The sequence below is a fragment of the Streptomyces scabichelini genome, from assembly GCF_011045015.1.
Taxonomy (GTDB): Bacteria; Actinomycetota; Actinomycetes; order Streptomycetales; family Streptomycetaceae; genus Streptomyces; species Streptomyces scabichelini.
Map to the genome: position 1 here is coordinate 14,880 of NZ_JAAKZY010000030.1, position 25,282 is coordinate 40,161.

At 69.4% G+C, this 25,282-nt stretch carries 22 protein-coding genes; 12 read left to right on the plus strand and 10 right to left on the minus strand.

Annotated elements, in window-relative coordinates:
- Positions 1-536: 536 nt before the first annotated feature.
- The 4 genes from G5C60_RS12340 to G5C60_RS12355 all read right to left on the minus strand — a co-directional run bounded on the left by G5C60_RS12340 (position 537) and on the right by G5C60_RS12355 (position 5,778).
- On the minus strand, positions 537-2,513 hold the full coding sequence (locus G5C60_RS12340) for a beta-L-arabinofuranosidase domain-containing protein (protein WP_165258112.1): 1,977 nt from the start codon (positions 2,511-2,513) through the stop codon (positions 537-539).
- A 61-nt stretch (positions 2,514-2,574) separates the two neighbouring features.
- The gene (locus G5C60_RS12345; RefSeq protein WP_165258114.1) at positions 2,575-3,396 is read right to left on the minus strand and encodes an ABC transporter permease subunit; all 822 of its coding nucleotides are present in this window, start codon (positions 3,394-3,396) and stop codon (positions 2,575-2,577) included.
- Between the two features lie 46 nt (positions 3,397-3,442).
- Complete coding sequence (locus G5C60_RS12350; protein ID WP_165258116.1) at positions 3,443-4,405, minus strand: carbohydrate ABC transporter permease; 963 nt, start codon at positions 4,403-4,405, stop codon at positions 3,443-3,445.
- Positions 4,406-4,458: 53 nt separating this feature from the next.
- On the minus strand, positions 4,459-5,778 hold the full coding sequence (locus G5C60_RS12355; RefSeq protein ID WP_165258118.1) for an ABC transporter substrate-binding protein: 1,320 nt from the start codon (positions 5,776-5,778) through the stop codon (positions 4,459-4,461).
- A 203-nt stretch (positions 5,779-5,981) separates the two neighbouring features.
- Between G5C60_RS12355 and G5C60_RS12360 the strand changes: the two genes are divergently transcribed.
- The 7 genes from G5C60_RS12360 to G5C60_RS12390 all read left to right on the plus strand — a co-directional run bounded on the left by G5C60_RS12360 (position 5,982) and on the right by G5C60_RS12390 (position 14,918).
- Entirely contained in the window at positions 5,982-7,010 is a 1,029-nt protein-coding gene (locus G5C60_RS12360) for a LacI family DNA-binding transcriptional regulator (protein WP_165258120.1), read from the plus strand.
- Between the two features lie 282 nt (positions 7,011-7,292).
- Complete coding sequence (locus G5C60_RS12365; protein ID WP_165258123.1) at positions 7,293-7,454, plus strand: hypothetical protein; 162 nt, start codon at positions 7,293-7,295, stop codon at positions 7,452-7,454.
- Positions 7,451-10,717 (plus strand): discoidin domain-containing protein, encoded by a 3,267-nt coding sequence (locus tag G5C60_RS12370; RefSeq protein ID WP_165258125.1) that lies wholly within the window; start codon positions 7,451-7,453, stop codon positions 10,715-10,717. The genes G5C60_RS12365 and G5C60_RS12370 overlap by 4 nt, the downstream gene beginning before the upstream one ends.
- Positions 10,714-11,151: an RICIN domain-containing protein gene (locus tag G5C60_RS12375; RefSeq protein ID WP_241266732.1), complete on the plus strand. Its 438-nt coding sequence runs from the start codon at positions 10,714-10,716 to the stop codon at positions 11,149-11,151. Before G5C60_RS12370 ends, G5C60_RS12375 begins: the two co-directional genes overlap by 4 nt.
- Before the next feature lie 130 nt (positions 11,152-11,281).
- Complete coding sequence (gene recA / locus G5C60_RS12380) at positions 11,282-12,358, plus strand: recombinase RecA (RefSeq protein WP_165258127.1); 1,077 nt, start codon at positions 11,282-11,284, stop codon at positions 12,356-12,358.
- Between the two features lie 662 nt (positions 12,359-13,020).
- Positions 13,021-13,173, plus strand: coding sequence for a hypothetical protein (locus G5C60_RS12385; RefSeq protein WP_165258129.1), 153 nt, complete (start codon positions 13,021-13,023; stop codon positions 13,171-13,173).
- A gap of 257 nt (positions 13,174-13,430) precedes the next feature.
- Positions 13,431-14,918, plus strand: a complete 1,488-nt coding sequence (locus G5C60_RS12390) for a UDP-N-acetylmuramoyl-L-alanyl-D-glutamate--2,6-diaminopimelate ligase (protein WP_165258131.1) — start codon at positions 13,431-13,433, stop codon at positions 14,916-14,918.
- A gap of 498 nt (positions 14,919-15,416) precedes the next feature.
- Here G5C60_RS12390 and G5C60_RS12395 read toward each other — a convergent pair whose 3' ends face one another.
- On the minus strand, positions 15,417-15,554 hold the full coding sequence (locus G5C60_RS12395) for a hypothetical protein (RefSeq protein WP_165258133.1): 138 nt from the start codon (positions 15,552-15,554) through the stop codon (positions 15,417-15,419).
- A gap of 305 nt (positions 15,555-15,859) precedes the next feature.
- Between G5C60_RS12395 and G5C60_RS12400 the strand changes: the two genes are divergently transcribed.
- From G5C60_RS12400 to G5C60_RS12410, 3 genes are all read left to right on the plus strand, one after another.
- Positions 15,860-16,090: a tyrosine-type recombinase/integrase gene (locus G5C60_RS12400; protein ID WP_165258135.1), complete on the plus strand. Its 231-nt coding sequence runs from the start codon at positions 15,860-15,862 to the stop codon at positions 16,088-16,090.
- A gap of 304 nt (positions 16,091-16,394) precedes the next feature.
- The gene (locus tag G5C60_RS12405) at positions 16,395-16,670 is read left to right on the plus strand and encodes a hypothetical protein (protein ID WP_165258090.1); all 276 of its coding nucleotides are present in this window, start codon (positions 16,395-16,397) and stop codon (positions 16,668-16,670) included.
- A gap of 501 nt (positions 16,671-17,171) precedes the next feature.
- The gene (locus G5C60_RS12410) at positions 17,172-18,215 is read left to right on the plus strand and encodes an alpha/beta fold hydrolase (RefSeq protein WP_165258137.1); all 1,044 of its coding nucleotides are present in this window, start codon (positions 17,172-17,174) and stop codon (positions 18,213-18,215) included.
- 167 nt (positions 18,216-18,382) lie between these two features.
- Here the strand turns inward: G5C60_RS12410 and G5C60_RS12415 are convergent, their stop codons facing one another.
- Genes G5C60_RS12415 through G5C60_RS12430 form a run of 4 tightly spaced genes read right to left on the minus strand, consistent with a single transcriptional unit; the run spans position 18,383 to position 22,375 of the window.
- Positions 18,383-19,903 carry a tripartite tricarboxylate transporter permease gene (locus G5C60_RS12415; protein ID WP_165258139.1) on the minus strand — a complete coding sequence of 507 codons (1,521 nt, stop codon included), beginning with the start codon at positions 19,901-19,903 and terminating at the stop codon, positions 18,383-18,385.
- 5 nt (positions 19,904-19,908) lie between these two features.
- Positions 19,909-20,484, minus strand: a complete 576-nt coding sequence (locus tag G5C60_RS12420; protein ID WP_165258141.1) for a tripartite tricarboxylate transporter TctB family protein — start codon at positions 20,482-20,484, stop codon at positions 19,909-19,911.
- On the minus strand, positions 20,481-21,509 hold the full coding sequence (locus G5C60_RS12425; RefSeq protein WP_165258143.1) for a Bug family tripartite tricarboxylate transporter substrate binding protein: 1,029 nt from the start codon (positions 21,507-21,509) through the stop codon (positions 20,481-20,483). Before G5C60_RS12425 ends, G5C60_RS12420 begins: the two co-directional genes overlap by 4 nt.
- Entirely contained in the window at positions 21,506-22,375 is an 870-nt protein-coding gene (locus G5C60_RS12430; RefSeq protein WP_165258145.1) for an alpha/beta hydrolase, read from the minus strand. Before G5C60_RS12430 ends, G5C60_RS12425 begins: the two co-directional genes overlap by 4 nt.
- Positions 22,376-22,476: 101 nt before the next feature.
- Here G5C60_RS12430 and G5C60_RS12435 point away from each other — a divergent pair, with 101 nt between their 5' ends.
- Together G5C60_RS12435 and G5C60_RS51915 are read left to right on the plus strand one after the other, a co-directional pair.
- Positions 22,477-23,538, plus strand: a complete 1,062-nt coding sequence (locus tag G5C60_RS12435; RefSeq protein ID WP_165258147.1) for an ArsR/SmtB family transcription factor — start codon at positions 22,477-22,479, stop codon at positions 23,536-23,538.
- Between the two features lie 250 nt (positions 23,539-23,788).
- Positions 23,789-24,484 (plus strand): hypothetical protein, encoded by a 696-nt coding sequence (locus G5C60_RS51915; RefSeq protein WP_241266733.1) that lies wholly within the window; start codon positions 23,789-23,791, stop codon positions 24,482-24,484.
- A 223-nt stretch (positions 24,485-24,707) separates the two neighbouring features.
- Here the strand turns inward: G5C60_RS51915 and G5C60_RS12445 are convergent, their stop codons facing one another.
- Positions 24,708-25,148 (minus strand): alpha/beta fold hydrolase, encoded by a 441-nt coding sequence (locus G5C60_RS12445; RefSeq protein WP_206439412.1) that lies wholly within the window; start codon positions 25,146-25,148, stop codon positions 24,708-24,710.
- Positions 25,149-25,282: the final 134 nt, after the last annotated feature.

Genomic DNA, 25,282 nt, shown 5'->3' on the forward strand with positions numbered 1-25,282 from the left:
ATTCCCGGACCGACGGCCCCAACGAGCCATACGTGGCCACGACGCAGGTCAACGACGCGTGACGCCTGTCCACCAGCAGACCAAGAACCTTCTGGTGTCGTATTCGCCAAGGAAGCCGGGCTTCTTCCAGAGGCACGAAAAAAGCGCCTGACCTGGGCTTTTGCCCGTCAGGCGCCTTCCTCTCGACCCGTCCGGGGCAAGGACCGACTTACGTCATAACTCCCAGGCACCACGTCCACTCAGGTCAGGCGGCCGTGAGTCACCTTGTTGCGCAGCTCTCGCACGACCTTGTTCGCCGCGGAATCCCTTCTGCCGAGCTCAGTGGCCGTCCCGGCCGCATACTCAGGACCTTGGTGCGACGGTCCTCACTCGTCCGGCAGCTCGGGCACGGGCTGCGCGGACCCCGAGTAGACGGGACAGCCTGGCCGAGTTGTCGGCCGCGGCCGGGGTGGTGGCGGCGAGCGAGACCGGCAGCCCCAGCGCCGGCGCTCCGGCCAGGCTTCTGTGACGGTGCCGTCTTCGCGGTCCGTGCACGACTACCTCCCTGTGGGGGTGCTGTCCGGCGGGGCTGGACGGTCCGGTTCCACCGCCGGCAGCCACACCCGCACCGTCGAAGGCCCGCGGTTCGCCCAGGAGTGGTAGGGGACCAGGACGATCCCCGTGCGGTCGGCGGACGGCGGGGCGGCAGGAACGTCGAGCGGCCGGTACGGCCAGGTCTCGTCGCGCTGTACGTCGTACGCGGTGATCTGTCCAGCGGTGACCACGGTGCCGTCCGGCCCGTCCTCCGGCGCGATGGACGGGTCCACCCGGATCACGTCGACGTCTTGTCCGTCCGGCAGGTCCACGGACTCGGCGCAGTACACCAGCGGCCCGCGTTGGACGGCCACCGTGCCGCGGACGGCGTCGGCGCGCGGGTCGGCCCGGATCCAGCGCGGCCGTACGGGCAGTTCGAGCCGGATCTGATCACCGGGCCGGAAACTGCGGGTCACCTCGGTCATGCCCGGGGCCACCGTGCGGCGGGTCCCGTCCGGGTCGACCAGCCACGCCGTGGCGCCCGCCGTCCACGCGGGGACGCGCAGCGCCACGGTCCACGGGCGGTTGGACGACGACCGGTCGATGCGCACGGTCACGCTTCCGCCCGACGGATAGTCGGTACGGACGCGCAGCGCGACCCCCTGGCCGCCTTCGAGCAAGGTGGCGATCTCCGCGTCGGCGTACTGGTGCAGCTGCACGCCGTGGTCGTCGGCCGTCGCGAGGTACGCGGGCAGAAGGGCCAGCGTCCGCGCCACATTGGTCGGACAGCAGGACACCGCGAACCAGGGCGCGCGCAGGCTCGACTCGGCGCGCGGGCTCACCGCGTCCACGGCGGGCACGGCGCCCCGGTGGCGTCGGTGCAGGGTGTTGGCGTAGAAGAAGGCCCGGCCGTCCTCCGCCGGGGAAGTCGCGATCACGTTGAACAGGGTCCGCTCGGCGAGGTCGGCGAAACGCGGCTCGCCGGTGGCCAGCAGCAGCCGCCAGCTGAGCATCACGGAGGCGACGCCGGCGCAGGTTTCCGAGTAGGCGCGGTCCGGCGGGAGGACGAAGTCGTCGCCGAAGGACTCGTCCCGGTGGTGCGAACCCATTCCGCCCGTCAGATAGGTCCGTCGGGCGACCGTCGCCTCCCACTGCCGTACGACCGCGTCGAGCAGATCGTCGTCCCCGGTCTCGACGGCCACGTCGACGGCGCCGGCCGCGAGGTAGAGGGCGCGGACGGCGTGGCCGCGCAGCACCGTGGCTCGACGTACGGGCATGTCGTCCTGGTAGTACACGCGGCCGAACTCGCTGTCGGCGAGCGTGCCGTGGCCGCGGCGGTCGACGAAGAGCGCGGCCTGGTCGAGGTAGCGCTGTTCCCCTGTCAGCCTGGCCAGTTCCACCAGGGCTGTCTCGATCTCGGGGTGACCGCAGACGCCCTCGATGCCGCCCCGCCCGAAGGTGGCGCAGACGTGGTCGGCGGCTCGTCGGGCGATCTTCGTCAGCTCGCCCTCGCCCCGGGCCCGGGCCTGGGCCACGCCCGCCTGGATCAAGAACCCGTGGCAGTAGAGCTCGTGGCCCCATTCGAGGTCGCTGTAGCGGGGCTGCTGTCCGGGGTGGCCGAAGGCGGTGTTCAGGTATCCGTCCGGTTCCTGGGCGGGTGCGACGGCCTCGGTGAGTGCGGCGATGTCCGTGTCGAGCGTGCCCGCGGTGCCGGCCTGCCAGGCCATGGCTTCGAGGAGCTTGTACAGCTCGGAGTCGGCGAACTCCCGGCCGCGCCGGTCCCGGTGGATGCGGCCCGCCGCGGCAGCCCGGAAGTTGCCGGTCCAGCCGAGGCGTTCCATCCAGTCGCGGCAGTGGCCGAGGGTGGCGCTCTCGTTGGTGTGCCGGCGGCGGGCCCAGAATCCCCCGGTGATCCTGACCTCGTCGAGGCCTAACGGTCGCAGCCTGCCGCGGGTCGGCGCCACCGGCAGGACGAGTGACCCCGCTGTGTTCTCCTTCACCACTTCATGCCTTCGGTTCGTCCTTTCAGTTGTCCGGCCAGGTCGCCCGCCGCGTCAGCCATCAGCCCTTGAGCGCGCCGGACATGAAGCCCCGTATGTAGTGCCGTTGGAGCAGCAGGAACAGGAGGAGGCAGGGCACGGCGAGGACCACCACGCCCGCCTCGGTGGCGCCGTAGTCGACGGCGCCCATGCTCTGCTGCCGCAGGTTCGCGACGGCCAGTGGCAGCGGCGCCTTCTCGCTGTCGGAGATGAGGATCAGCGGTGCGATGAAGTCGTTCCAGGCCGCGAGGAACGCGAAGAGACCGACGGTGATCAGTCCCGGTCGCACCGCCGGGAGGAGGACCCGCCGCAGCGCGCCCGCCGTGCCGCAGCCGTCGACCAGCGCCGACTCCTCCAGTTCGCGCGGCACCGCCTCGAAGGAGATCCGCATCATGAAGGTGGCGAACGGCAGTTGGAACATGGCCAGCACCAGGCTCAGCCCGATCAGCGAGTTCTGCAGGTGGAGCCTGCCGAGCAGTACGTAGAGAGGGATGAGGAGGGTGGCGTACGGGACCATGAGGATGGCCAGGGTCGCCAGGAACAGCAGGTTCTTGCCGGGGAAGTCGAAGCGGGCGAAGGCGTAGCCGCCCAGCAGCGACACTCCGAGGGTCAGGGCGACGGTCAGCGCGGAGACGACGGTGCTGTTGAGGAGGTATCGCCACAGGCCCGCGTCGTAGTCGAGCAGCGTCCGGTAGTTGCCGAGGCCGTAACCGGACTCCTGTGCCGTGCCGGGCTGCCCGCTGACGGAGGCCCAGGCGTTCCACAGCAGCGGAAAGAGGAAGACGACGGCCAGCCCTCCGGCGACGACGTAGTAGGGCGTACGGCCGAGGGTGCGGGTCAGCACCGTGGTGTCCCTTCTCGTAAGGCACGTGAGGTACGTGAGGTACGGCTCATGACTCGTCGGCGCGGCGCATACCGCGGAACTGGAGGACGTTGAGCAGGAGCAGCACGGCAAGGACGGTGATCGACAGGGCCGCCGCGGTGCCCAGGTTCAGCCGTTGGAAGGCCTCGCGGTAGATCAACTGGACGACGGTGACGGTGCTGTTGTCCGGTCCGCCCTTGGTGAGGATGAAGAACTGGTCGAAGGCGAGCAGCGATCCGGTCACACACAGCAGCAGCGTCAGGGCGAGGGACGGCCGCAACAGCGGCAGCGTGATGGAGCGGAAGATCTGGCCGCGGCTCGCGCCGTCCATGCGGGCGGCCTCGAACACCTCCTGGGGGATGCGCTGGAGGCCCACGAGGAGGATCAGCATGTAGAAGCCGGCGAACTTCCAGACGATGAGGAAGACCGTCGACAACAGGGCGGAGGTCGGTGTGCCGAGGAAGGACACCGGGTCGTCGACGAGGCCGAGTTTTTCCAGGATGCGGCTGAGCGGGCCGGTGCTGGGGCTGTACAGGCCCCAGAACAGCAGGGACGCGGAGGCCAGTCCCAGGGCGCCGGGCAGAAAGTAGACCGTACGGAAGAAGCCCGCCCCGGGCCGGGACTCCTGCACCAGCAGGGCAAGGAGGAGAGCGAGGCCGAGGAGTACGACCGTGACGATCCCGGTGTAGAGGAGGGTGAAGCGGACCGCGGGCCAGAACAGGGTGCTGTCGGTCGCGTCGGTGTAGTTCTCGGGGGCGTTGAAGCCCCGGTCGCCCGCGAGGAGCGGCCAGTCGCTGAGCGACATCTGCCCGACGAGCAGCAGCGGCAGCAGGAAGAACACCGCGACGAACACGGCCGTGGGGGCCGCGTAGGCGAGACCTTTCGCTTTGCGGGACCGCCACCGGGGCGGGGTGGCGCGGGACGGACGGACCCGGCGTTCCGGCCGGGTCCTGGGTTCGGCCGCCGCTGGGTCGGCTGCCTTCACCTGCATGGCTCTCCTCTGCCGTGTGACGTGGGAGGGGTGCTGCGGGAGCCGGGTGCCGTTCAGTCGGCCAGTGAGGCGCTGACCGCTTCGTTGTCCTTGTCGACGGACGCCCCGTCGCCGAAGACGGCGTCGCGCATCAGGCTCAGCCAGGGCCCGTTGGGGTCGTTGAAGGTCTGGCCGAACTTCAGCGCGTACGGGGTACGGCCGTCGGCCACGAGTTCGTTGATCGTCACCAGCCGCGGGTCCGCCTTGGAGTACTTGTTGGACGCGAGGTCGGTGCGCGCCACCACGTCCTTGTTGGCGGCGACCACGTCGACCTGCGCCTTGTCGCCCAGTGACCAGGCGAGGAAGTTCCAGGCCTGGTCGGCCGACTTGCTGGTGGCGGCGATACCGATGGCGTCACCGCCGACGAAGGTGGACTTGCCGCCGTCGGGTCCGGGGATGGGCGCGACGCCGAGGTCGAGGTCCTTGGGCATCAGCCCCAGGGTGGTCGACGGCATGGGCATGACGCCGACCTTGCCCTTCGGGAAGACCCCGGTCCAGGTCGTGCCCGTCTCCTCGCGTGCGCCGGGGGCCACGATGTCGTCCCTCACCCACCCGCGGTAGGTGTCGTAGACCTTCTTGGCGGTGTCGGAGTCGAGAGTTGCCTCGGTTCCCTCCTTGTTGAGCACCTCTTCGCCCGCGGACCAGATGGACGGCCACCAGGTGAAGACACCGCAGCCGCCGCAGTTGCCGCCGAAGAAGGTGCCGTTGACGCCGCTGCCCAGCGCGTCCACGGCCCGTGCCTGCCGGTCCCACTCGCTCAGGCTGGTGGGCGGCTTGTCGGGGTCGAGCTTCGCCTTCCGGTAGAGGTCCTTGTTGTAGAAGAGCACCGACAGGTCGAGGGTGTGCGGCACGACGTACTTCTTGTCCTCGTACGTGCCGGCCTTGATGTGCGACTGGGCGAGGTTCTCGGCGAAGGGCAGGGCGTCGACGCGTTCGGTGAGGTCGGCGAACAGCCCGCTGGAGGTGTAGTTCGGAACGAACACCACGTCGGAGGCGAACAGGTCGGGCAGGTCCTTGGACCCGGCGGCCGCACCGACCTTCGCCTGGTAGTCGTCGGTGGGGACGACGGTCAGCTCGATCTTGTTCTTGTGGCCCTCGTTGTATGCCTTGACCAGCGCCTCGCTCTGCGGCCGGGTCGCCGCACGCGTCCACATCGTCAGCGTGGCGCCGTCGTCGACGCCCTTGGCGTCCGCCGCGCCCCCTCCACCTCCCGCGCCGTCCGAGCCGTCGTCCCCGGAGCCGCATGCCGTGACCAGGCTAGAGGCGACGAGGAGCGCGACGGCACCGGTGGTGATTCGGCGTAGGTATCCACATGGTCCGGTCGTGCTCCCCATAACGATCCCCCTCGTGCGGGTTCTGCGCCGGAAGAAACCGAAAAGCTTTTCTGAAAGCTAGGACTCGGCTCACTGTCCGTCAATCCCCTTGCACAGAAAGGAAATCCGGGACCTGGCGAGACCTGTGAAAACAGGCTGGACACACCTCGACCGAAACAACTCGCGTACGGTTTACGCACGCAAGGCGAGACAGGAGAACACCCATGGCACAGGCCACCGGCCCCTCTCGTTCGCAGCCGGCCACGCTCAGCGACGTCGCCCGGCTGGCAGGCGTGTCCATCGCCACCGCGTCCAAGGCCCTCAACGGCCGCAGCCAGGTGCGCGCCGAGACCCGGCAGCGGGTGGTCGACGCGGCCGAGCGGCTGTCGTTCCGGCCCAACCAGCTGGCCCGCGGTCTGCTCGCCGGGCGCACAGGCACCGTCGGTCTGCTCACCAGCGACCTGGAGGGCCGGTTCAGTATCCCGATCCTCATGGGTGCCGAGGACGCCTTCGGAGCGGGCGAGGTCGCGGTGTTCCTCTGCGATGCCCGTGGCGACGCGATCCGAGAGCAGCACCACGTCCGTGCGCTGCTGGGCCGCCGGGTCGACGGCCTCATCGTGGTGGGCAGCCGGACCGACCCGCGCCCGTCCCTGGGCCGCGAGTTGCCCGTCCCCGTCGTCTACGCGTACGCGCCGTCGGAGGATCCGGCGGATCTGTCCATCGTCCCCGACAGCGTGGGCGCCGGCCGGATCGCCGTGGACCATCTGCTCGTCTGCGGCCGCAACCGGATCGCGCACATCACCGGCGACCCCGGGTATCTCGCGGCGCAGGAGCGGGCCGAGGGTGCCCGGTCCGCGCTCGCCGACGCCGGCCTCTCGCTGGTCGGCGAACCACGGTTCGGGGTGTGGTCGGAGGGCTGGGGACGGGCGGCCACTGCGATGCTGCTCGGCCAGCACCCGGACGTCGACGCCGTCCTGTGCGGCAGCGACCAGATCGCTCGCGGCGTCATGGACGTACTGCGCGAGCGGGGCCACCGGGTGCCGGAGGACGTGGCGGTCATGGGCTTCGACAACTGGCGGGTCCTCACCTCCGCCTCCCGCCCACCGCTGACCAGCGTCGACATGAACCTCGAACAGGTCGGGCGGGCGGCCGCGCACGCCCTGTTCAGCGCGATCGCCGGGGCACGGCGCTCGGGCGTCGAGGCCCTGCCCTGCCGCGTGGTGATCAGGGGGTCCACCGCGCCGTTGTCCTGAACACGCGCGGCCGGTCACCTCGGCCCTCCGGCATCCCTCTTGACACTTCCGGGGCCCACACTTACGTTGCGAAAACCTTTTAGGTCGTTTCAGCACCTCTCGGGGACACGGGGGAACACTCCCCCGACCGGTCCCCTTCCTCGCACTTCAGCGCTTCCACGTGCACAGCCTTACTGGCACAGCCTTATGTCATGAGCACTACATGAGCGACGGCAGCCGATGCCCCGTCACCATGCGCGCCCGGGTGCAGACGCTTGCTGTCGACCGGACAGGGAGCATCCGATGAGAAGACGACGGACGGCGATCCCCGGAGGGGCCAACAACGCGTCCCACCGGTACGACGCCGGCGCACCGGGCGACGGCAGCACGACCCGGCTCCGGCTGAACGCGGCCTCGAAGGCCACTCATTTGTCGGGCGCCCAGGAACGGCAGGCCCTGCGATGAAGCGCCTCCTCTTGGCACTGGTGCTCATCGTCTGTTCCGTCTTCACCGCGACCCCGGCCCACGCGGCGCAGACCATCGGGTTCCCCACCTTCAGCGGGCCCGCGATCCCGGCACCGCCCGTCGCCTACACGCCGGGCGACATGATGCGGAGCATCTACGACGCGGAGAGTTCGGGGACCGACTTCTGGATGGACCGCCTGCTGGCCCGCTCCGGCAACGACCCGGCCGGACCCTGGCTGATGAGCCGTGGTCGCGCCGTCTTCATGAAGGAGCACGACCCCTCCAAGCTCGGGTTCGGCGGCAAGGTCGCCTACTGGGAGAGCATCAACGACAACAGCGCCTACACGGTCGCGATCAGCCCGGGCACCTTCACCGAACAGGTCTCCCAGCGCCGGCAGGCACCCAGCCACTGGAAGAGCGTGCACACCAGCGGCTCGGTCACGGTCGACCAGGCCAAGTTCATCACCGACAACAACGTCGCAGTGACCAACCTGTCGATCAAGAACAACGGCAGCAGCTCCGCCACACTGCAGTTACGGGCCACCTCCTCGTACACCACCTCGGGCACCGGCAGCGAGCTGACGGGGCAGGTGAACGCCTACAACAACCTCACCACCATCCGCCCGCGGCTCACCGGCGACGGCTTCGCCGTCTCCAGCGGCGGCCTCAACCGGTCCGTGACGATCGCGGCCGGAGCCACGGTGACCGCCAAGGTGGTCATGGGCTTCGTCACCGACGAGATCCCCGAGTCGCTCACCGAGTACAACGCCTACGCGGGCTACTCCAACGCGACCGCGTTCGCCACCCACGTCAGGGCCTACAACCTGTGGTGGGCGAAGAACGTGCCCTACATCGACGTACCCGAAGCCGCGATCAAGAAGAACATCTACTACCGCTGGTGGCTGATGCGCTTCAACAACCTCGACGCCGACATCCCCGGTCAGACCTTCCAGTTCCCGACCTCGACCGAAGGCGTCCTCGGCTACAACAACGCGATCGCGCTCACCCAGCCGATGCACATCGACGACCTCAAGTACCTGCGCAACCCGGCCTACGCGTACGGGGACTGGCTCAGCGTCGGCCAGACCTCCAAGGGCGGGCGCTTCCTCGACAACCCCGGTGACCCGGAGAACTGGTCCAACAGCTACACCCAGTACATCGCCGAGGCGGCCTGGAAGAGCTACCAGATCCACGGCGGCCAACCGGGCATCGCCGCCAATCTGGCCCGCTACGCGGAGGGCGACGTCAAGGGCCAACTCGCGCACTACGACCACGACAACAACAAGCTCATCGAGTACGACTGGGGCGCACTGACCGGCAACGACGCCGACGCCGTCTCCTTCCACTGGAAGCCCGGCAACATGGACCGCGCCGAGTCCGCCTACCAGTACAGCGGCGCGCTCGCCGCCGCGCAGGCCTACGAGGCGATCGGCAACACGGCCAAGGCAACCGAGATGCGCACGCTCGCCACGCAGATCAAGGACGCCATCGTCAACGTGCTGTGGAACCCCAACCGGCAGCTGTTCGAGCACCGATTGAAGTCGACCAACGAATGGGTGCCCTGGAAGGAGATCAACAACTACTACCCGTTCTCGGTCGGAGCCGTCCCCGACACAGCGACGTACAAGCAGGCTCTGCGGCTGTACGACGACCCAGCCCAGTACCCGGTCTTCCCCTTCTACACGGCCAACCAGGTCGACAAGAAGGCGGCGGCCGACGCCGGGAACCCGGGCTCGAACAACTTCTCCACCATCAACTCGACCGTGCAGTTCCGGCTCTACTCCTCAGTGCTGCGCAACTACCCCAACTCCTGGATGAACGCGACCGACTACAAGAAGCTGCTCTACTGGAACACCTGGGCCCAGTACGTCGGCGGCAACACCCAGTGGCCGGACGCCAACGAGTTCTGGGCCGACTGGAACGGCAGCGCGATCAACTACCGCTCCTGGATCCACCACAACATCCTGGGCAGCAGCAACTGGACCGTGATCGAGGACGTCGCCGGCCTGCGGACACGCAACGACGCCAAGGTCGAGCTCTCACCGATCAACATCGGCTGGGACCACTTCACCGTCAACAACCTCCGCTACCGGGGCGCCGACCTGTCCATCGTCTGGGACGACCCGGCCGACGGGGTGGTGCGCTACCCCGGCGTCCCGGAGGGCTACTCGATCTACGTCAACGGCAACCGGGCCGCCACCGTCAGCTCGCTGGTGCCCTTCACCTGGGACCCGGCCACCGGCGACGTCACCACGAGCGGCACGGTCACCCACCACACGTCCGTCGCGGGACTGAAGGCCCCCAACCAGGTCGTGCAGAACAGTCCCCAGATGGTCGACATGCTCGCCAAGGCCGGCGTCGACCTGACCGCCGACCTGACCAACCTCGCCTCCGGGGCGACGGTGTCCGCCTCCCACACCGGATCCGGCAGCGCCGCCTCCGGCGCGGTCGACGGCTACCCCACCGACGAACCGTTCTGGGGTGCGGGCGGCTCCCCCAACAGCCAGGACTGGTACGAGCTGAACTTCGGCACTGCCCGCACGCTGAACGAGGTGCGCCTGTACTTCAAGGACAGTCGCCCGGCGAGCACCGCCTACCGGGCCCCGTCCGCGTACACCGTCCAGTACTACGACGGCAGTTCCTGGGCGAACGCACCTGCCCAGACCAAGAGCCCGCCCGCGCCGCGGGCCAACTACAACCTGGTGCGGTTCCCGGCGATCAACGCCCAGCGCGTACGGGTCCTGGCCACCAACGCCTCGGGGGCCAAGACGGGCCTCACCGAGGTCAAGGTGTACAACCGCGGCGGCGCCCAACCACCGGCCAACCAGGCGAGCTCCGCGACAGCGTCCGCGTCGTACACCTCCTCCTGGGAGAGCGTCGCCGCCGTCAACGACGGGATCGACCCACCGTCGTCCAACGACACCGTGAACCCGCGCTGGGGTACCTGGCCGGAGACAGGCCGGCAATGGGCCGAGCTGGCCTGGCCGTCGGCGAAGACCCTCGACAAGGCCGAGGTGTACTTCTTCGACGACGACCAGGGCATCGACATGCCCGCCTCATGGAAGCTGCAGTACTGGAACGGCAGCGCCTACGTCGACGTGCCCAGTGCCGGCGCCTACCCGCTGGTCAAAAACCAGTACAACACCGTCACCTTCACGGCCACGAGCACCACCCGGCTCCGAGTGCTGCTGACCGGCAGCGGCACCAACTCCGTCGGCCTGCTTGAGGCAAAGGTGTACGGCCCCACCCCCTCCAGGCGATGAAGGGTGTGCCCAGTGACCCGTTCCAGATACCTGTCCGTGCTCACCGCCGTGCTCGCCGCGGTGGTCGCCTTCCTGGTGGCGCCTGCGGCTTCACCCCGGTCGCGGGGACGGCCGACACCTACACGATCAGTACGCACGCCTCCGGCCAGTGCGTCGATGTCTACGGCGCGTCCGCCGCGGACAACGCCACGATCATCCAGTGGACCTGCCACAACGGAATGAACCAGCAGTGGCGGCTCGTCCCCGTGACCGTCAGCGGAACCGACAAGACCTTCAACCTGGTCTCCGTCGCCTCCGGCAAGTGCGTCGCGCCGAGCGGCGCCTCGTCGGCCTCGAACACCGGCCTGGTGCAGCTGCCCTGCGGCGCGGGCGGCGGCGCGGTCTGCGTCCGGAGCGGTCCGGTGCGCGACCCGTCCCGCTCCCCTCATGTTTGATACCTTTCACTGGACACGCAAATCGATCGGATGTTCGTTTACTGGGATCTCCGAGACGTCCGTTGTCGGCAGTAGACGCTCACGTTCTCCGACGTGCGGCGTGCCACATAATCGGACCGGGTGAAAGCTCATGGCAGGAACCGACCACGAAAAGGCGCTGGACACCGCGCTCGCACAGATCGAGCGGAAATTTGGCAGGGGCGCGGTCATGCGCCTCGGCGAGCGGCCCAATGAGCCCATCGAGGTGATCCCTACAGGATCGACCGCGCTGGACGTGGCGCTCGGCGTGGGCGGTCTGCCCCGCGGCCGTGTGGTGGAGGTATACGGGCCGGAGTCCTCCGGCAAGACGACCCTGACGTTGCACGCAGTAGCGAACGCACAGAAGGCCGGCGGCCAGGTGGCCTTCATCGACGCGGAGCACGCACTCGACCCCGAGTACGCCAAGAAGCTCGGCGTCGACACCGACAACCTCATCCTGTCCCAGCCGGACAACGGTGAACAGGCGCTGGAGATCGTCGACATCCTGATCCGCTCCGGCGCGATCGACTTGATCGTGATCGACTCCGTCGCGGCCCTGGTGCCACGCGCCGAGATCGAGGGCGAGATGGGCGACTCCCACATGGGTCTGCAGGCCCGTCTGATGAGCCAGGCGCTGCGGAAGATCACCGGCGCGCTGAGCCAGTCCAAGACCACCGCGATCTTCATCAACCAGCTCCGCGAGAAGATCGGCGTGATGTTCGGCTCCCCGGAGACCACGACCGGTGGCCGCGCGCTGAAGTTCTACGCCTCGGTGCGGCTCGACATCCGCCGGATCGAGACGCTGAAGGACGGTACCGACGCAGTCGGCAACCGTACCCGCGTCAAGGTCGTCAAGAACAAGGTCGCGCCGCCCTTCAAGCAGGCCGAGTTCGACATCCTCTACGGACAGGGCATCAGCCGCGAGGGCGGCCTGATCGACATGGGCGTGGAACACGGCTTCGTCCGCAAGGCCGGCGCCTGGTACACGTACGAGGGCGACCAGCTCGGCCAGGGCAAAGAGAACGCCCGCAACTTCCTCAAGGACAACGCCGACCTCGCCAACGAGATCGAGAAGAAGATCCTCGAGAAGCTCGGAATCGGGGCACCGGCGAAGGCCGCAGTCGCCGAGGACACGGGCGCCGTCCCGGTCCCTGGTGCCGTCCGGACCTCGGCGGGAAACGCCGCCTGACAGGCACGGGCGCGGCCTGGCCGGGGGCAGGCTTCCGACATGTTCAGCATCTCGGCGTGCTCCACGGCCCAGATCCGCTCGTGCGCGTCCGGGCGATACGAGACACCGCGCTCGGCAAGGAATCGATAACCGCGTCAGGATCCGGCTGGTCGGGAGCGGCCGGATGTGTCGGGGATGCCGGGCGCTTCGGGCATGGCTCTCTCCTCGCGGGGGTCGGCTGGAGGCACAGGTGACTGGGGAGCACGGGGAGTTGTGCATCCCGCGCGAGCGGAGGTGTTCCGTCGCGCAAGATCCGGACCATTCCCGGACAAAGTTGGCGGCAATCACCGACAGCACTCTCGTTTTCGCAGATCAACGCAGCCGCCACGCGTGTACCAGCAGCAGACGAAGATCTGCTGCTGGTACCGGCGTCAGATAACTTCACGCGGTTCCCGAAACACCCTCCCGATCCATGGACAGACGCCCCTGACCGCCGACGTCCCTCGGCTGCCCTCCCCGCAGATCTCCTGGCAGCACCCGACCGCGGGCCCGGCGAGCGGTGAGAAACTCGGCACTACCGCCGGTGCCTACCACCTCCGCTTCCCAACGGCTGCCGCCGCGTCCGGCCAATGCGTTTGCCGAGCGCGGCTTTCGGGCCGCTCGGGCGGACGTACACTCGGCACATGAGTCGCACACGTGCCGTGAGGGACAGCCTGCAGCAGGCTGCCTGCCGGCTGTGCCCGGCTGCCATGGGATCGGCTGCCGTCGGCCCGACGACCGCAGCTGACAATGAGGCGCCCGACAGCGGCCGTATCGCGCTGCACGGCCACGGCTAGCGATTCTCCGCGCCCTCACCGGGGCAGGGCCCTGGCCTCGCTCGGCTCGCTGTTCTTGTCAACACACCGCAGGCAACACGGCAGGACTGCTGCTACCGGCCTGAGCCGCCGCATCCAGCCGCATCCAGTTCTGATCGGACGCGTCCACGACGCCTGCGCACCCGCTCAACGGCACCACCGCAGCTTCCGGCGCACCGCCGGGGCTGCCGCCTGGCGACGGCCGCACGACGGCCCGACCCACCTTCGAAGGGATCACTGTGAAGCTGAGCGAGTTGCTGGCCGGGCAGGAGCACCACGTTCTGCAGGGCGACCCGGCGAGGACGGCGATCACCGCGGGAACCACCTTCGACGCCGACCGGGTGACGCCGGGTTCGCTGTTCATCGCCGTGCCCGGCCACCGTGAAGGCGGCCCCGACTCGGTGGCACCTGCCCTCGCATGCGGCGCGGCGGCAGTACTCGTCGACGCCGCGACGCCGACACCCGCGGCGTCGGCGTGGGCGTTGGCACCGCAGGCGTGCGTCGTACGGGTGCCCGACACCCGGACAGCGGCCGCAGTCATCGCCTCCCGCTACTTCGGTGAGCCGGGGCGGCAGATGGACCTGGTGGCGATCACCGGTACCAACGGCAAGACGTCGGTGTCGTACATGGTCGAGTCGGTCCTGCGGATCTCCGAGGGCGCGAAGGTGGGGGTCATCGGGACCGCCGGCAGCCGGATCGGCGACGAGCTGATCCCGATGCCGAGGTCGGTGCTGACCACGCCGGAGTCGCCGGACCTGCAGTACCTGCTGGGGTGCATGCGCGACCGCGGAGTCGGCAGCGCGGTACTGGAAGCCACGTCCATGGGGCTGCTGACACACCGGGTGGACCGTACGTTCATCGACGTCGGCGTGTTCACCAACCTGACGCAGGATCACCTGGACGATCACGGAACGATGGCGAACTACCGGGACGCCAAGCTGCGTCTGTTCCAGGGCTTGTGCAGGCGCGCTGTGGTCAACGCCGACGACCCGGTGGGCGCCGGGATCCAGGCGATGATGCCGGGCGCGGTGACCACGTACGCCCTGGACGCCGAGGCGGACTACCGGGCCACCGACCTCTCCGTGGACGCCTTCGGCACGCGTTTCATCCTGCACCACGACGGCCACAAGTATCCGGCGGCGATCCCCATCCCGGGCCGCTTCTCGGTGGCCAACGCGCTGGCTACCGTGGCGGCCTGCCACCTTCTGGGCCACGATCTGGGCAGGCTGGTCGCCGCCCTCGACCGGATGCCTGCGATCCCGGGTCGGTTCGAGCGCTTCCAGACGCCACGCGGCACGTCGGTGATCGTTGACTACGCCCACTCACCGGACTCCCTGGACAAGGTCCTCACCACCATCCGCGACTTCGCACGCGGCCAGGTCATCACCGTCTTCGGCTGCGGCGGGGACCGGGACACCACCAAGCGGGCGGACATGGGCAGGATCGCCGGCACTCACTCCGACCTGTGCGTCCTCACCTCGGACAACCCCCGAGGCGAAGACCCCCAGGCCATCCTGGACCAGATCGCCCCCGGCATCGCGGCGACCGGCACACCGTTCGAACAGTTCACCGACCGCCGTGAGGCCGTCGCCTTCGCTCTCTCCGCCGCGGGCCCGGACGACATCGTCCTGATCGCCGGCAAGGGCAGCGAGCCCCACCAGATCGTCGGCGACAAACTGCTCCCCTTCAGCGACATGGCAACCGTGCTCGAACTCACCCGGGGATAGCGGGTCCTGCCGCCTCAAACGCGGACCGCCCGCGCCGTTCTCGGCCCGAAAGCGCACTCGCCGGTCCCTACTGCCCTACCGCGGAAGTGCACCGATTCGGTGGTCAGTTCGCTGTCCTCCAGCATCAGCTTGCCGAAGACAGACGCGCCCCTGTATTGCAGGACAGCCTGCGGTTCTGGCGATATGGCCGCGATCGACAGCGGCGAGTAGACACCGACGATCAACCTCAAAGCCCACCACCCCGCGAACCACTGCCTGCGCCACTGCCTTGCCGCACTCGCCAACACCCCGAGCACGGCCGCCGCCGGCAACGGATCGAAACAATCCCGGCCAGCGGCTCTGTTCTGCTGACCGTCCCCGCAGAGCGCGGGACTGCGTGCCGTACTGATCGTCCACGAGGGTGAGTTGGAGATCACGGCGTGCCCCGTACCCTCGACAACCGCCGGTGACCGCCGTTCCGGAGCCGCGGCCCTTCGCCACCCGCAGGGGCGCTGCTGTTCAACGGTGACGGGCCATGTCCTGTGATGGCGAGGTGATGTCACCGCCCTCGTACGCCGTGATCCGCCAGCTGACGCGCCGGAGGATGACGCCGTCGCGGTGGAGCCAACGCACTCCCCCATCGGAGGTGAGCACCATGGCTCCTCGCACTCCCGAGCGCGGTCGTCTCTACCGGCGCTGCGGCTGCCGCCGGCCCGACGGTCGGCAGTTCGGCGCGGCCGGTCCGAAACTCAAGGGCCGTTCCCGGCACGGTTCGTGGGCCTTCGCCGTCGACCTGCCGTCCGCCGACGGCAGACGCAGGCCCCACTGCCGCAGCGGCTTCCCCACCCGTAAGGCCGCCCACGCGGCCCTGGAGCGCGCCCTGGCATGCGACCGCACCGGCCTGTACGTCGACGAGGACCTCATCCTCGCCGCCTACCTGACCGACTGGCTGCGCACCAAGGATGCGCACCAAGGAGGAGACGCTCAAGCCCACCACGTTCGTCCGCTACCGCGACCACGTCCGCGCCGACCTCATCCCCTCCCTCGGACGCATCACCCTCCAAGGCCTGCGACCGCGCCACATCACCGCCTGGCAGGAGGCCGAGCTCGCCCGCGACCGGGGGCGGACCACCGTTTACCCGATCGGCGCCACCCTCTCCAGCCCGCTCGGCCCGGCCGTGCGTGCCCAATAGATCGCCGACAACCCGTGCCGACATGCGATGACACCGCGGCCCGCGACCCAGGAACGAATCTGCTGGAACCCCACCCAGGCGGCCGCCTTCCTGCGGCACAACCACACCCACTACGGCGACCAGGTCGCGAACCTGTGCGAGCTGCTGCTGGGCACCGGGATGCGCCGCGGCGAGGCCCTCGGCCTGCACTGGACCGACGTCCACCTGCCCGAGAAGACCCTGCTGGTGCGCCGGAACCTCACGGCCGTCAACAACAACCGGCCCTACCTCGGCCACCCGAAACCCAAAGGCGAGCCGGAACCGGGTGAGCCTGTCCCCGCGCGTCGCCACCGCGCTGGAGCGCCAAACCGCCCTCGCCCGGGCCGGCCAGCCCCCAGGCACCCCTCTGGAGGGCCTGGTGTTCTGCCAGCCGGACGGCTCCCCACTGCGCCCGCAAGGCCTCCCGACCGAGCTGCGCCGACGCTCCGAGGAGCTCGCGGCGGCGGCGGACCGCGCACAGGCGGAGGCAAATGCACCGGTCGTGATCACCTACGACGAGCCGCCGGCCGTGGGTCGTTCGGAGCACGAGACAGGTGAGTAGTGAGCGAGCGCGTGGAGGGTGCCCCGGCGTTTTCGCCGCCCTCTACAAAGGGAACTTGCCGCCATGGGGGCTTCTGTGATCATGATCCGGCAGCATTCTTGAGCCGTCGAGCAGATGAGGCCGCAGCCCAGCCAGACGAAGGCATGGTGGAGGTCGAGGCGTCGCTCCCGCCGTCCGGCCAGGCGCTTGAACGGGTGCAGCAGGCAGGCGCAGATAAGCCTGCACTGCGGTGCGTTCGTGATCGGTGAGTACGGGGTCGGCATCGGACGGCCCTCCCGGTTCGGCTACAGCGCCACAAGGGTCAGCGGTTCCACGCCGCCGCACAGTGGTGGCGCGGGATCCAGCTGCCGTCCGCCACTGACAATGCCCTTTCGGTACGTATCGGTTCGCCCGGTTAGCGGAGGCGAAACCTCACGGAAATCCCTTGTGGGACAAGGGCCTTACGCTGGAACCGAGCGCTTGGAGCCGCATTTTCCGCGGCCCGGAACGGGAGGTGAGCCGGTGGTCGACGTCCCACGACAGGGCCCGCGGCGCATCAAGCGGCTGCGCCCGGTGGGCAACGGAGAACTACGGCTGCACCACCGCGTCGTGCACGGCTACCGCCGTGCCTACCGCATGGCCGGCCAGGGCCCGGTACTCGTCCTGATCCACGGCATCGGCGACTCCTCGGCGACCTGGGCCGAGCTCATCCCCGACCTCGCCCGCACCCACACGGTGATCGCCCCCGACCTGCTCGGCCACGGCGCCTCGGACAAGCCCCGGGCCGACTACTCGGTCGCCGCGTACGCGAACGGGGTGCGCGACCTGCTGTCCACGCTGGACATCGAACAGGCCACGCTGGTCGGGCACTCGCTCGGCGGCGGCGTCGCCATGCAGTTCGCGTACCAGTTCCCGGAGCGCACGGAGCGGCTGATCCTGGTCAGTGCGGGCGGCGTGGGCCGTGAGGTGAATCCGGTCCTGCGGGCCGTGTCGCTGCCCGGCGCCCATCTGATGCTCTCCGCGCTGCGCCTGCCCGGCATGGGTGTGCAAGCACGCCTGTTCGCCCACCTGATGCGACTCCTCGACACCGATCTGGGCCAGGACGCACCGGAGTTGCTCACCCTCGTGGACGCGCTTCCCGACGCGACCTCGCGCAGCGCATTCATCCGTACCCTGCGCGCCGTGGTCGACTGGCGCGGCCAGGTGGTGACCATGCTCGACCGCTGCTACCTCACCGAGGGCATGCCCACGATGCTGATATGGGGCGACCGGGACAGCGTGGTGCCCGTACGGCACGCGTACGGGGCGCACGAGGCGATGCCCGGCAGCCGCCTGGAGATCTTCGAGGGGGCCGGGCACTTCCCGTTCCACACCGACCCCGCGCGGTTCCTCTCCCTCGTCGAGGAGTTCACGAGTACCACCGGCCCGGCCGACTGGAACCGGGAGAACTGGAGCGGACTGCTCCGCGCCGGACGTCCGGGCAGCGCGGCGGGACAGCCGGACACCGCGCAGAACCGGGCCGTGGAGCGGGACATGAGAGAGGCGAGCGAGCGCAGCGCGACGTGATGCCGCGCGGCTCTCTGTCGGACGGGCGGCATACTCACCACCGCGGAATGCCACCACGCCGCGGGGCATCGGTCGGCCCGACAGCCCTCCCCCGTCGGCCGGTCGGACGCACGGCGGCGGGTGAGGGCCCAGCCCTGGTCGCATGTCATCCAGGGCTGGGCGCCCGGTCACTCCGGTTCGGGGAGGCGGACGCGCGTGCGCCGCCGCAGCAGCACCGGTGCCACCAGCGCGGTCAGCGCCAGCGCGAGGATGGCCGCCGACGCGGGCCGGGTGAGGAAGACCGTCGGGTCACCCTCGCTGAAGGCCAGGGCCCGGCGGAACTGGGCCTCCATCAGCGGCCCCAGTACCGCGCCGAGGATCAGTGGCGCGACGGGGTAGCCGGTGCGCCGCATGAAGAGGCCGAGGACGGCGACGCCGATGGCGAGCATCACCTCGAAGGTGCTCTGCGAGATGGCGTACACGCCGAGGAGGGCGAAGCACAGGATGCCCGCACTGAGCACGGGCGCCGGGATGCGCAGCAGCTTGACCCAGATCCGGATCATGGGGAGGTTGAGCACGAGCAGCATGACATTGCCGATGTAGAGGCTCGCGATCAGCGTCCACACCAGGGAGGTCTGCTGGTCGAACAACTGCGGTCCGGGCTGGATGTTGTAGATCTGGAAGGCGATGAGCAGCACGCCCGCCGTGGCGGAGGTGGGGATGCCGAGGGTGAGGAGCGGCATCAGTACGCCGGAGAAGGCCGCGTTGTTGGCGGCCTCGGGGCCTGCCACGCCCTCGATGGCACCGTTGCCGAACTCGTCCTTCCGCTTCCCTCGTTCCTGTCCGCGCTTGGCCAGCCGGCGCTCGATGTTGTAGCTGAGGAACGTCGGGATCTCCGCACCGCCCGCGGGCATCGCGCCGAAGGGCACGCCGAGGGCGGTGCCGCGCAGCCACGGCCGCCAGGAGCGGCGCCAGTCGTCGCGGGTCATGCCGACCGGGCCGCGGAGCGAGGCGACCTGCTCGGATCCGTCGGGCGTCAAGGTCGTGTACAGCACCTCGGCGATGGCGAAGAGGCCAACCGCCAAGGCCACCACGGGGACGCCGTCGTACAACTGCGGCACGCCGAAGGAGTAGCGGGCCTGGCCGGTCAGCGCGTCGATGCCGACGAGCCCGATCGCGAGGCCGAGGAAGAGGCTGGACAGACCGCGGATCAGGGAGTCGCCGATCAGCGAGGTCACGGTCACGAACGCCAGCACGATGATGGCGAAGTACTCGGCCGGCTGGACCAGCTTCGCCACGGCGGACATGCCGGGTGCGAGGAAGGTGATCACGACCGTCGAGATGGTGCCCGCGACGAAGGAGCCGATCGCGGCCGTGGCCAGGGCCGGGCCCGCGCGTCCCGCCCTGGCCATGGGATGGCCTTCGAGGGTGGTCGGCACCGAGGCGGTCTCGCCGGGGACGTTGAGCAGGATGGCGGTCGTGGACCCGCCGTACATGCCGCCGTAGTAGATGCCCGCGAACAGCACGAAGGCGCCGACCGGGTCGAAGACGAACGTGAGCGGCAGCAGCAGTGCCACCGTCGTCGCCGGGCCGAGGCCGGGCAGCACGCCGACCAGTGTGCCCAGGGTCACGCCTGCCAGGGCCAGCAGCAGGTTCTGCAGGCTGAGGGCGCCGGCGAAACCGTCGCCGAGATTGCCGAGAACTTCCATGACTGTCAGATGGCCAATCGCAGGTAGCCGGGCGGCAGATCGATGCCGAACAGCCGGTCGAACACGAAATAGGTGGCCAGGCCGATCACCAGTCCGATCAGGACGTCGCGCACCAGCTTGCGGCTGCCCTGGATGCGGGCGGCGCCCGCGTAGAAGACGGTGGTCGCCTGCCAGTAGCCGGCCGTCGGCATGAGCAGCGCGTACGCGATCAGGGCGGCCAGCAGCATGATCGTCGCCCGCCGCCGTGCTGGGGTCGGGCCGCCGGGCTCCGCCTCCCGCGTCGCACCCGGGGCCTCCGGCTGTGCCGGCCCGGCCTGGGCTGCCGGCCGCCGCGGCCCCAGGAACGCCTGGACGACGCCTATCGCGCCGACCAAGGTCCCCGCGGCCCCGATGAGCATCGGGAAGGGCCGCGGGCCCACAGCTTGGTAGCCGCCGCCCTCCGGGATGAGGAACGCCCCGATCAGCACCGTGAGGCCCACGGCGAGGACGAAGAGCGCCATCACGCGGAAGCCGAACTGCCGCTGTTTGTCCGGCTCTTGCTGTTGCTGTTGCTGCGGCCGGGCAGTCTGGGGAACCGTCACTTCACCAGTCCCAGTTCCTTGAGTACGTCATTGACCTGGTCTTCCTGCTTGCCGATCAGGTCGCCGAACTCGTCGCCCGGTGTCCAGGCGTCCGTCCAGTCATTGCGTTTCAGTACGTCCTTCCAGCAGTTGGAGTCGCGCATCTTCCGCACCGTGTCCACCACGGCCTGCTGCTCGGCGTCGGAGAGCCCGGACGGGGCCAGCACGCCGCCGACGCTGGAGACGGCGGCCTCCTCCAGGCCCAGTTCGGCGAGCGATGGGGCGTCGATGCCCTCGATCTCCTGGCCCTCGGGCTTCTCGGCGAGGGCCAGGACCTTCAGCTCGCCGGCCTCGATCTGGCCGCGGAGCTCGGTCACCGTGGCCATCCCCACGGTCGCGGCCCCGCTCAGCAGCTGGCTGACGGTCTCGCCGCCACCGCCGGTCGGCACGTAGTTGATCCTGTCCGGCGAGACGCCCTTGCTCTTGCCGAGCAGCGCCGCCTGGATGTGGTCGGCGCCGCCGACCGAACCGCCGGTCCACTTGATGGACTTCGGCTTCTTCTCGAGGTCCGCGAGCAGGCTCTTCAGGTCGTCGTACGGGGACTTCTTCGGGACCACGAGGACACTGGGCGAGCTGGTGAGGCCGGCCACCGGGGTGAGCGACTTCATGTCGACCGGGGACTTGTTGACGGCGATGCCACCGAGCATCGTCACGGTGTCCATCACCATGAGCTGGTGCATGTCGCCCTTGTGCTCGATGAACTCGGCCAGGCCGATGGTGCCGCCCGCGCCCGGTTTGTTCGTGACGGTGACCTTCTGGTCGATGACATCGCACTTGGTGAGGGCCTGCGACATGCCACGGGCCCGGGTGTCCCAGCCGCCACCGGGGCTGCCGGGGGCGAGCACGGAGATGCCCTCGGTGGGGTAGGCGACGGTCTTGTCACCACCACCGTCGCCCTCGTCCGCCGCGCCCACGGCACAGCCGCCGACCAGGCCCGCGGTCACCAGAGCGGCAACCGTGCGGTAGTACGTGCTCGTGCTCTTCATCTGCCGCTGCCTTCTTCCAGATCTTCCAGAATCGACGTGAAGAAATCCTTGACGGGTTCGAGGACGTACATCGCCTCGTGGCCCACGCCCGGCACGACGTCGAAGCGCACCGGTATCCCGTGCCGCTCGAAGTCCGCGCTCAGTGCCTTCAGCCGCTCCAGCCGGGTCCGGCCATGGGCATCGGCACCGTCCATCCAGTTCGAGTCGCCGACGTTGTTGATCTCCCAGGTCTCGGTGTCCTCGGAGCCGACGACCATCTGCACCGGTACGTCCCGCAGCTCCGCGAGCCGCGGCGGCCGGCCGAACTTCTCCTCGAAGCCCTTGAGCCCCACCCACCAGGGCCGCTCGGAGTCCAGGTGGGTGATCCGCCCCGGGGCACCGATGGAGAGGCCGCTCAGCCGGTCCGGGTGCAGATAGGCGAAACGGTGGACGAACTGCCCGCCGCCGGAGAAGCCGTGCAGCAGGAACCGGGAGGTGTCCGTGTTCCAGCGGGCACCGGCCTCCGCGACGATCTCCAGCAGGACCTGGTCGTAGCGGATGTCGCCGTACTCGAGGAACTTGAAGTTGTGGAGGTCGTCCGGGTCGCCGATGCCCGCGGGAAACAGCGGGCACAGCACCAGACAGCCGTGCCGCTCGCCCCACTCGGCGAAGTTGTCGCGGTACTGGGGGCCACGTCGGCCCGTACCGTGCTGGAGCACCGCGAGCGGCAGCGGGGCGCCGTCCGGGTCGTGTGCGCTCGGCACATAGGCACAGAACGAGAAGCGCTGATCGAAGCGCGAGGCGAAGACCGTGGTCGCGCCCCCCGAGTAGTACTGACTCGGATGCGCGGGCCCGCCCCGCTCCGAGGGCCGTACGTAACCGGCCACTTGTCCTCCAAACCGCAGGTCAACAGGGATTCGAGGGATGAGTCTGCGAACTTGCCGGGGGCCGGACAACAAGATTGTCGCCAAGGCGGTAACACTGGGGGATGGCCGTGACCCTGCACATTGACGCGGCGAGACCGGAGTGGATCACCGTCCGGCCCTCGCCGCTCGCGGAGTTGTGCGCCGCGCTGCACGCCCTGGACGAGCCGGGACACCACCCGGCGAGCCAGTCGTGGGTGTCCGCCGTGCACAGCGGCGTCACCGGGGACCTGCTCACCCGCGCGACGGTGTGGGCGCCGCTGTGGGGCGCCTTCCGGGCGCGCTATCTACTCCCCCTCACGGCCGGTGCTGAGCGCTCGCTCGGCGCCGAGCTCGACGGCATCGCGCGCCTGCCGCTCGACGCCTTCACCGCCCTGACCGTGCAGGCCCTGATCGGCAAGAACCCCACCTCGGGCGAACCGCCGCAGGACCCCGCGGCTGTGCTGCCGCGGCTTCGGCTCATTTCGTTGGGGCGCTACGACCTGGGCCTGCGGCTGATCGAGGATCCGGCCCGGTTCCGGGGCGAGTTGCTGGACTTCCTCGCCGCCTTCGCCGCCGCGGCCTTCGACGAGGAGTGGCGGCGGGTACGGGCGGCGGTGGATCCCGATGTGCAGACCCGGCTGCGGCAGCTGCGGCTGCGCGGCGTCACCGGGGCCTTCGACGGGATCGGTGCCGTGGCGGACGACCCGCCGCGGGTGGTCTTCGACAAGCTCTACCACGCGACGGTGCGGCTGGACGCGCGCATGCCGTGCGTGCTCGTGCCCAGCGCGCACGGGGACTCGCATCTGGTGGTCAAGCACGTCCCCGGTTACGCCGTCGTCGTGCAGTATCCCGTGGTGCCCGCCGTGGAGGCTGTCCCGGTCGAGGAGATGCGCAGGCGGCTCGCCGCGCTGCAGGATCCGACACGGCTGCTGATCTGCCGCGACATCCTGCGTCATCCGGCGGCCACGGCGGAGCTGGCGGCCCGGCTGGGGATGACGTCGCCGCAGATCTCACGCCATCTGCGGCAGCTCCGCGAAGTCGGTCTGGTGTCCACGCACCGGCACGGGGCCGTCGTGTACTACCGGCTCAACGTGGACGCCATCCGGCGCCTCGGCCCGGATCTGCTGTCCGGCTTGCGCCACTGAAGCACAGCCGGGCCTGCGCTCTTGGGCTCAGCCGAAACGGACTCGCCCGTCGGCGCCCACGCGGGTCGGCGGAGCACTTCCGCGGGAAGCCGATCAGCCGGGCACGCACGCGCTCCGGCGACGTCACCAGGTCGTACGCCAGCCCCGCGCCGGAACGACCGCCGCTCGCACTGCGTGACGTACCGTCCTGCGGGACCTGGCCCGCTTCCTTACCGAGCACCGCGGCAAGGACGACTGGGCCCTGGTCGACGTGCACGATGTCGAAGCCTTCCTGGCCACCGTGCCCAAGGCCCGCAAGCGGCGGCTGGTGGTGTTGCGGCAGTGCTTCCGCTTCGCCCACTCCGGACACATCGTGCTGATCGACCCGACCCGCACCCTGATGGTGAAGGAGCCGAACGGTTTCCGCGGCCGCACTCTCGCCCTCGACCAGCGGCGCGAACTCTTCCGCCGCTGGACCACCAGCGACGGCGTTCACCCGCATGAGGCCCTGCTTGGCATACTCGCCCTGCTGCACGGCGCCGCCAGCACGAAGGTCCGGATGCTGCAGGTCGCCGACCTCGACCCGGCGGCTCATACGATCCGGCTCGGCAAGCGACCCCATCCCGTCCCGCTCGATCCTGCCTCCTGGACGGTGCTTGAGCGGTGCCTGGCCCATCGTGCGGCATGGCCCACGGCCAACCCGCACGTGGTGGTCACCAAAGGAACCAAGGCCGGGCGAAACCCGGCCTCAACTGCCTACCTGTCCCACGTTCTTGACGACTGGGGGTATCCGCACCGGATGATCCGCAGTACCCGACTCGTCGACCTGGTCAACACCATGAACCCCAAACTCGTCGCAGCCGCCTTCGGCATGGACCCGCAGGCCTCCCTGATCTACCTCGCCGATCATGCCGTTGCTGGACTGGTGAAGAGGCGATGTTCCGTGCCTGCGCTGTTCGGGGCCTGAGGACTTCGTACTGGAGACGGGCTCCTGGGGTATCGGCACGGAGCAGCGCCGAGCGGCGGGTGGCCTCCGGGGCGGCGACGAGTTCGCTCAAGGTGCCCACCTGCGATGGCGCTTCGATACGTCTGCCAGGGCCCGAACGCTTCGCGGGGCAAATTCCCGGGAAGGCAGGGCGCCAGGGGCGCCCACTACTCGTCGGTCAGCAGGCGCATGCGCCCGCTCGTGGTCACCGAGTGCACTGACGAGCCGTCATGAAATGCCGAGGCTGAAGGGCGTCGATGTTCCCGATGAATTCGAGAATGGCCTTGGCCAACTCCGCAGGGCCTTCCATCGCGGCATAGTGCCCTACACCGTCGAGTGACACCGAGCTCACTTCGGTTGCTGCCGCTTGGGACACGGTGTCAGCTGTGAAGGGTCCTCCGCCCGCGCCGACCGCGAGTACAGGCACGGTCAGGCCGTGCGTGTCGGCAAGAGCCTTGATCTCTGGCCCCTCCCTCGGCATCGACTGGTATAGGCCGATCGCTCCGCGCCAGCCGTCGGGGCGCGAGTAGGTGCGGGCGAACTCCTCGATGTCGGTGTCGGTAGTGGCTCCTGGGGTCGCGCTCGATGCGGGGAATGCGAACTCTCCCAGGAATTCCCGTTCGCGGCCGGCCAGGCGGGTGGCCACGGCTCGGTGCCGCAGCGGTCTTGCGTGACTGCCCGCGGGGTCCGCTTCAGCCACCTCGCCGAAGACCGGACGAGCGAGCCCGGCATTCGTCAGGCAGTGCGCCAAGGCATAAGGGGACAGCCCGGCCCGATCCT

Coding starts and splice junctions, on each gene's coding strand:
- G5C60_RS12360 (WP_165258120.1), top strand. CDS start 5,982: ATGGCACAGGCCACCGGCCCCTCTCGTTCGCAGCCGGCCACGCTCAGC.
- G5C60_RS12395 (WP_165258133.1), bottom strand. CDS start 15,554: ATGGTGCTCACCTCCGATGGGGGAGTGCGTTGGCTCCACCGCGACGGC.
- G5C60_RS12350 (WP_165258116.1), bottom strand. CDS start 4,405: ATGCAGGTGAAGGCAGCCGACCCAGCGGCGGCCGAACCCAGGACCCGG.
- G5C60_RS12435 (WP_165258147.1), top strand. CDS start 22,477: ATGGCCGTGACCCTGCACATTGACGCGGCGAGACCGGAGTGGATCACC.
- G5C60_RS12375 (WP_241266732.1), top strand. CDS start 10,714: ATGAAGGGTGTGCCCAGTGACCCGTTCCAGATACCTGTCCGTGCTCAC.
- G5C60_RS12370 (WP_165258125.1), top strand. CDS start 7,451: ATGAAGCGCCTCCTCTTGGCACTGGTGCTCATCGTCTGTTCCGTCTTC.
- G5C60_RS12400 (WP_165258135.1), top strand. CDS start 15,860: ATGCGCACCAAGGAGGAGACGCTCAAGCCCACCACGTTCGTCCGCTAC.
- G5C60_RS12385 (WP_165258129.1), top strand. CDS start 13,021: ATGAGTCGCACACGTGCCGTGAGGGACAGCCTGCAGCAGGCTGCCTGC.
- G5C60_RS12415 (WP_165258139.1), bottom strand. CDS start 19,903: ATGGAAGTTCTCGGCAATCTCGGCGACGGTTTCGCCGGCGCCCTCAGC.
- G5C60_RS12425 (WP_165258143.1), bottom strand. CDS start 21,509: ATGAAGAGCACGAGCACGTACTACCGCACGGTTGCCGCTCTGGTGACC.
- recA (WP_165258127.1), top strand. CDS start 11,282: ATGGCAGGAACCGACCACGAAAAGGCGCTGGACACCGCGCTCGCACAG.
- G5C60_RS12355 (WP_165258118.1), bottom strand. CDS start 5,778: ATGGGGAGCACGACCGGACCATGTGGATACCTACGCCGAATCACCACC.
- G5C60_RS12365 (WP_165258123.1), top strand. CDS start 7,293: ATGAGAAGACGACGGACGGCGATCCCCGGAGGGGCCAACAACGCGTCC.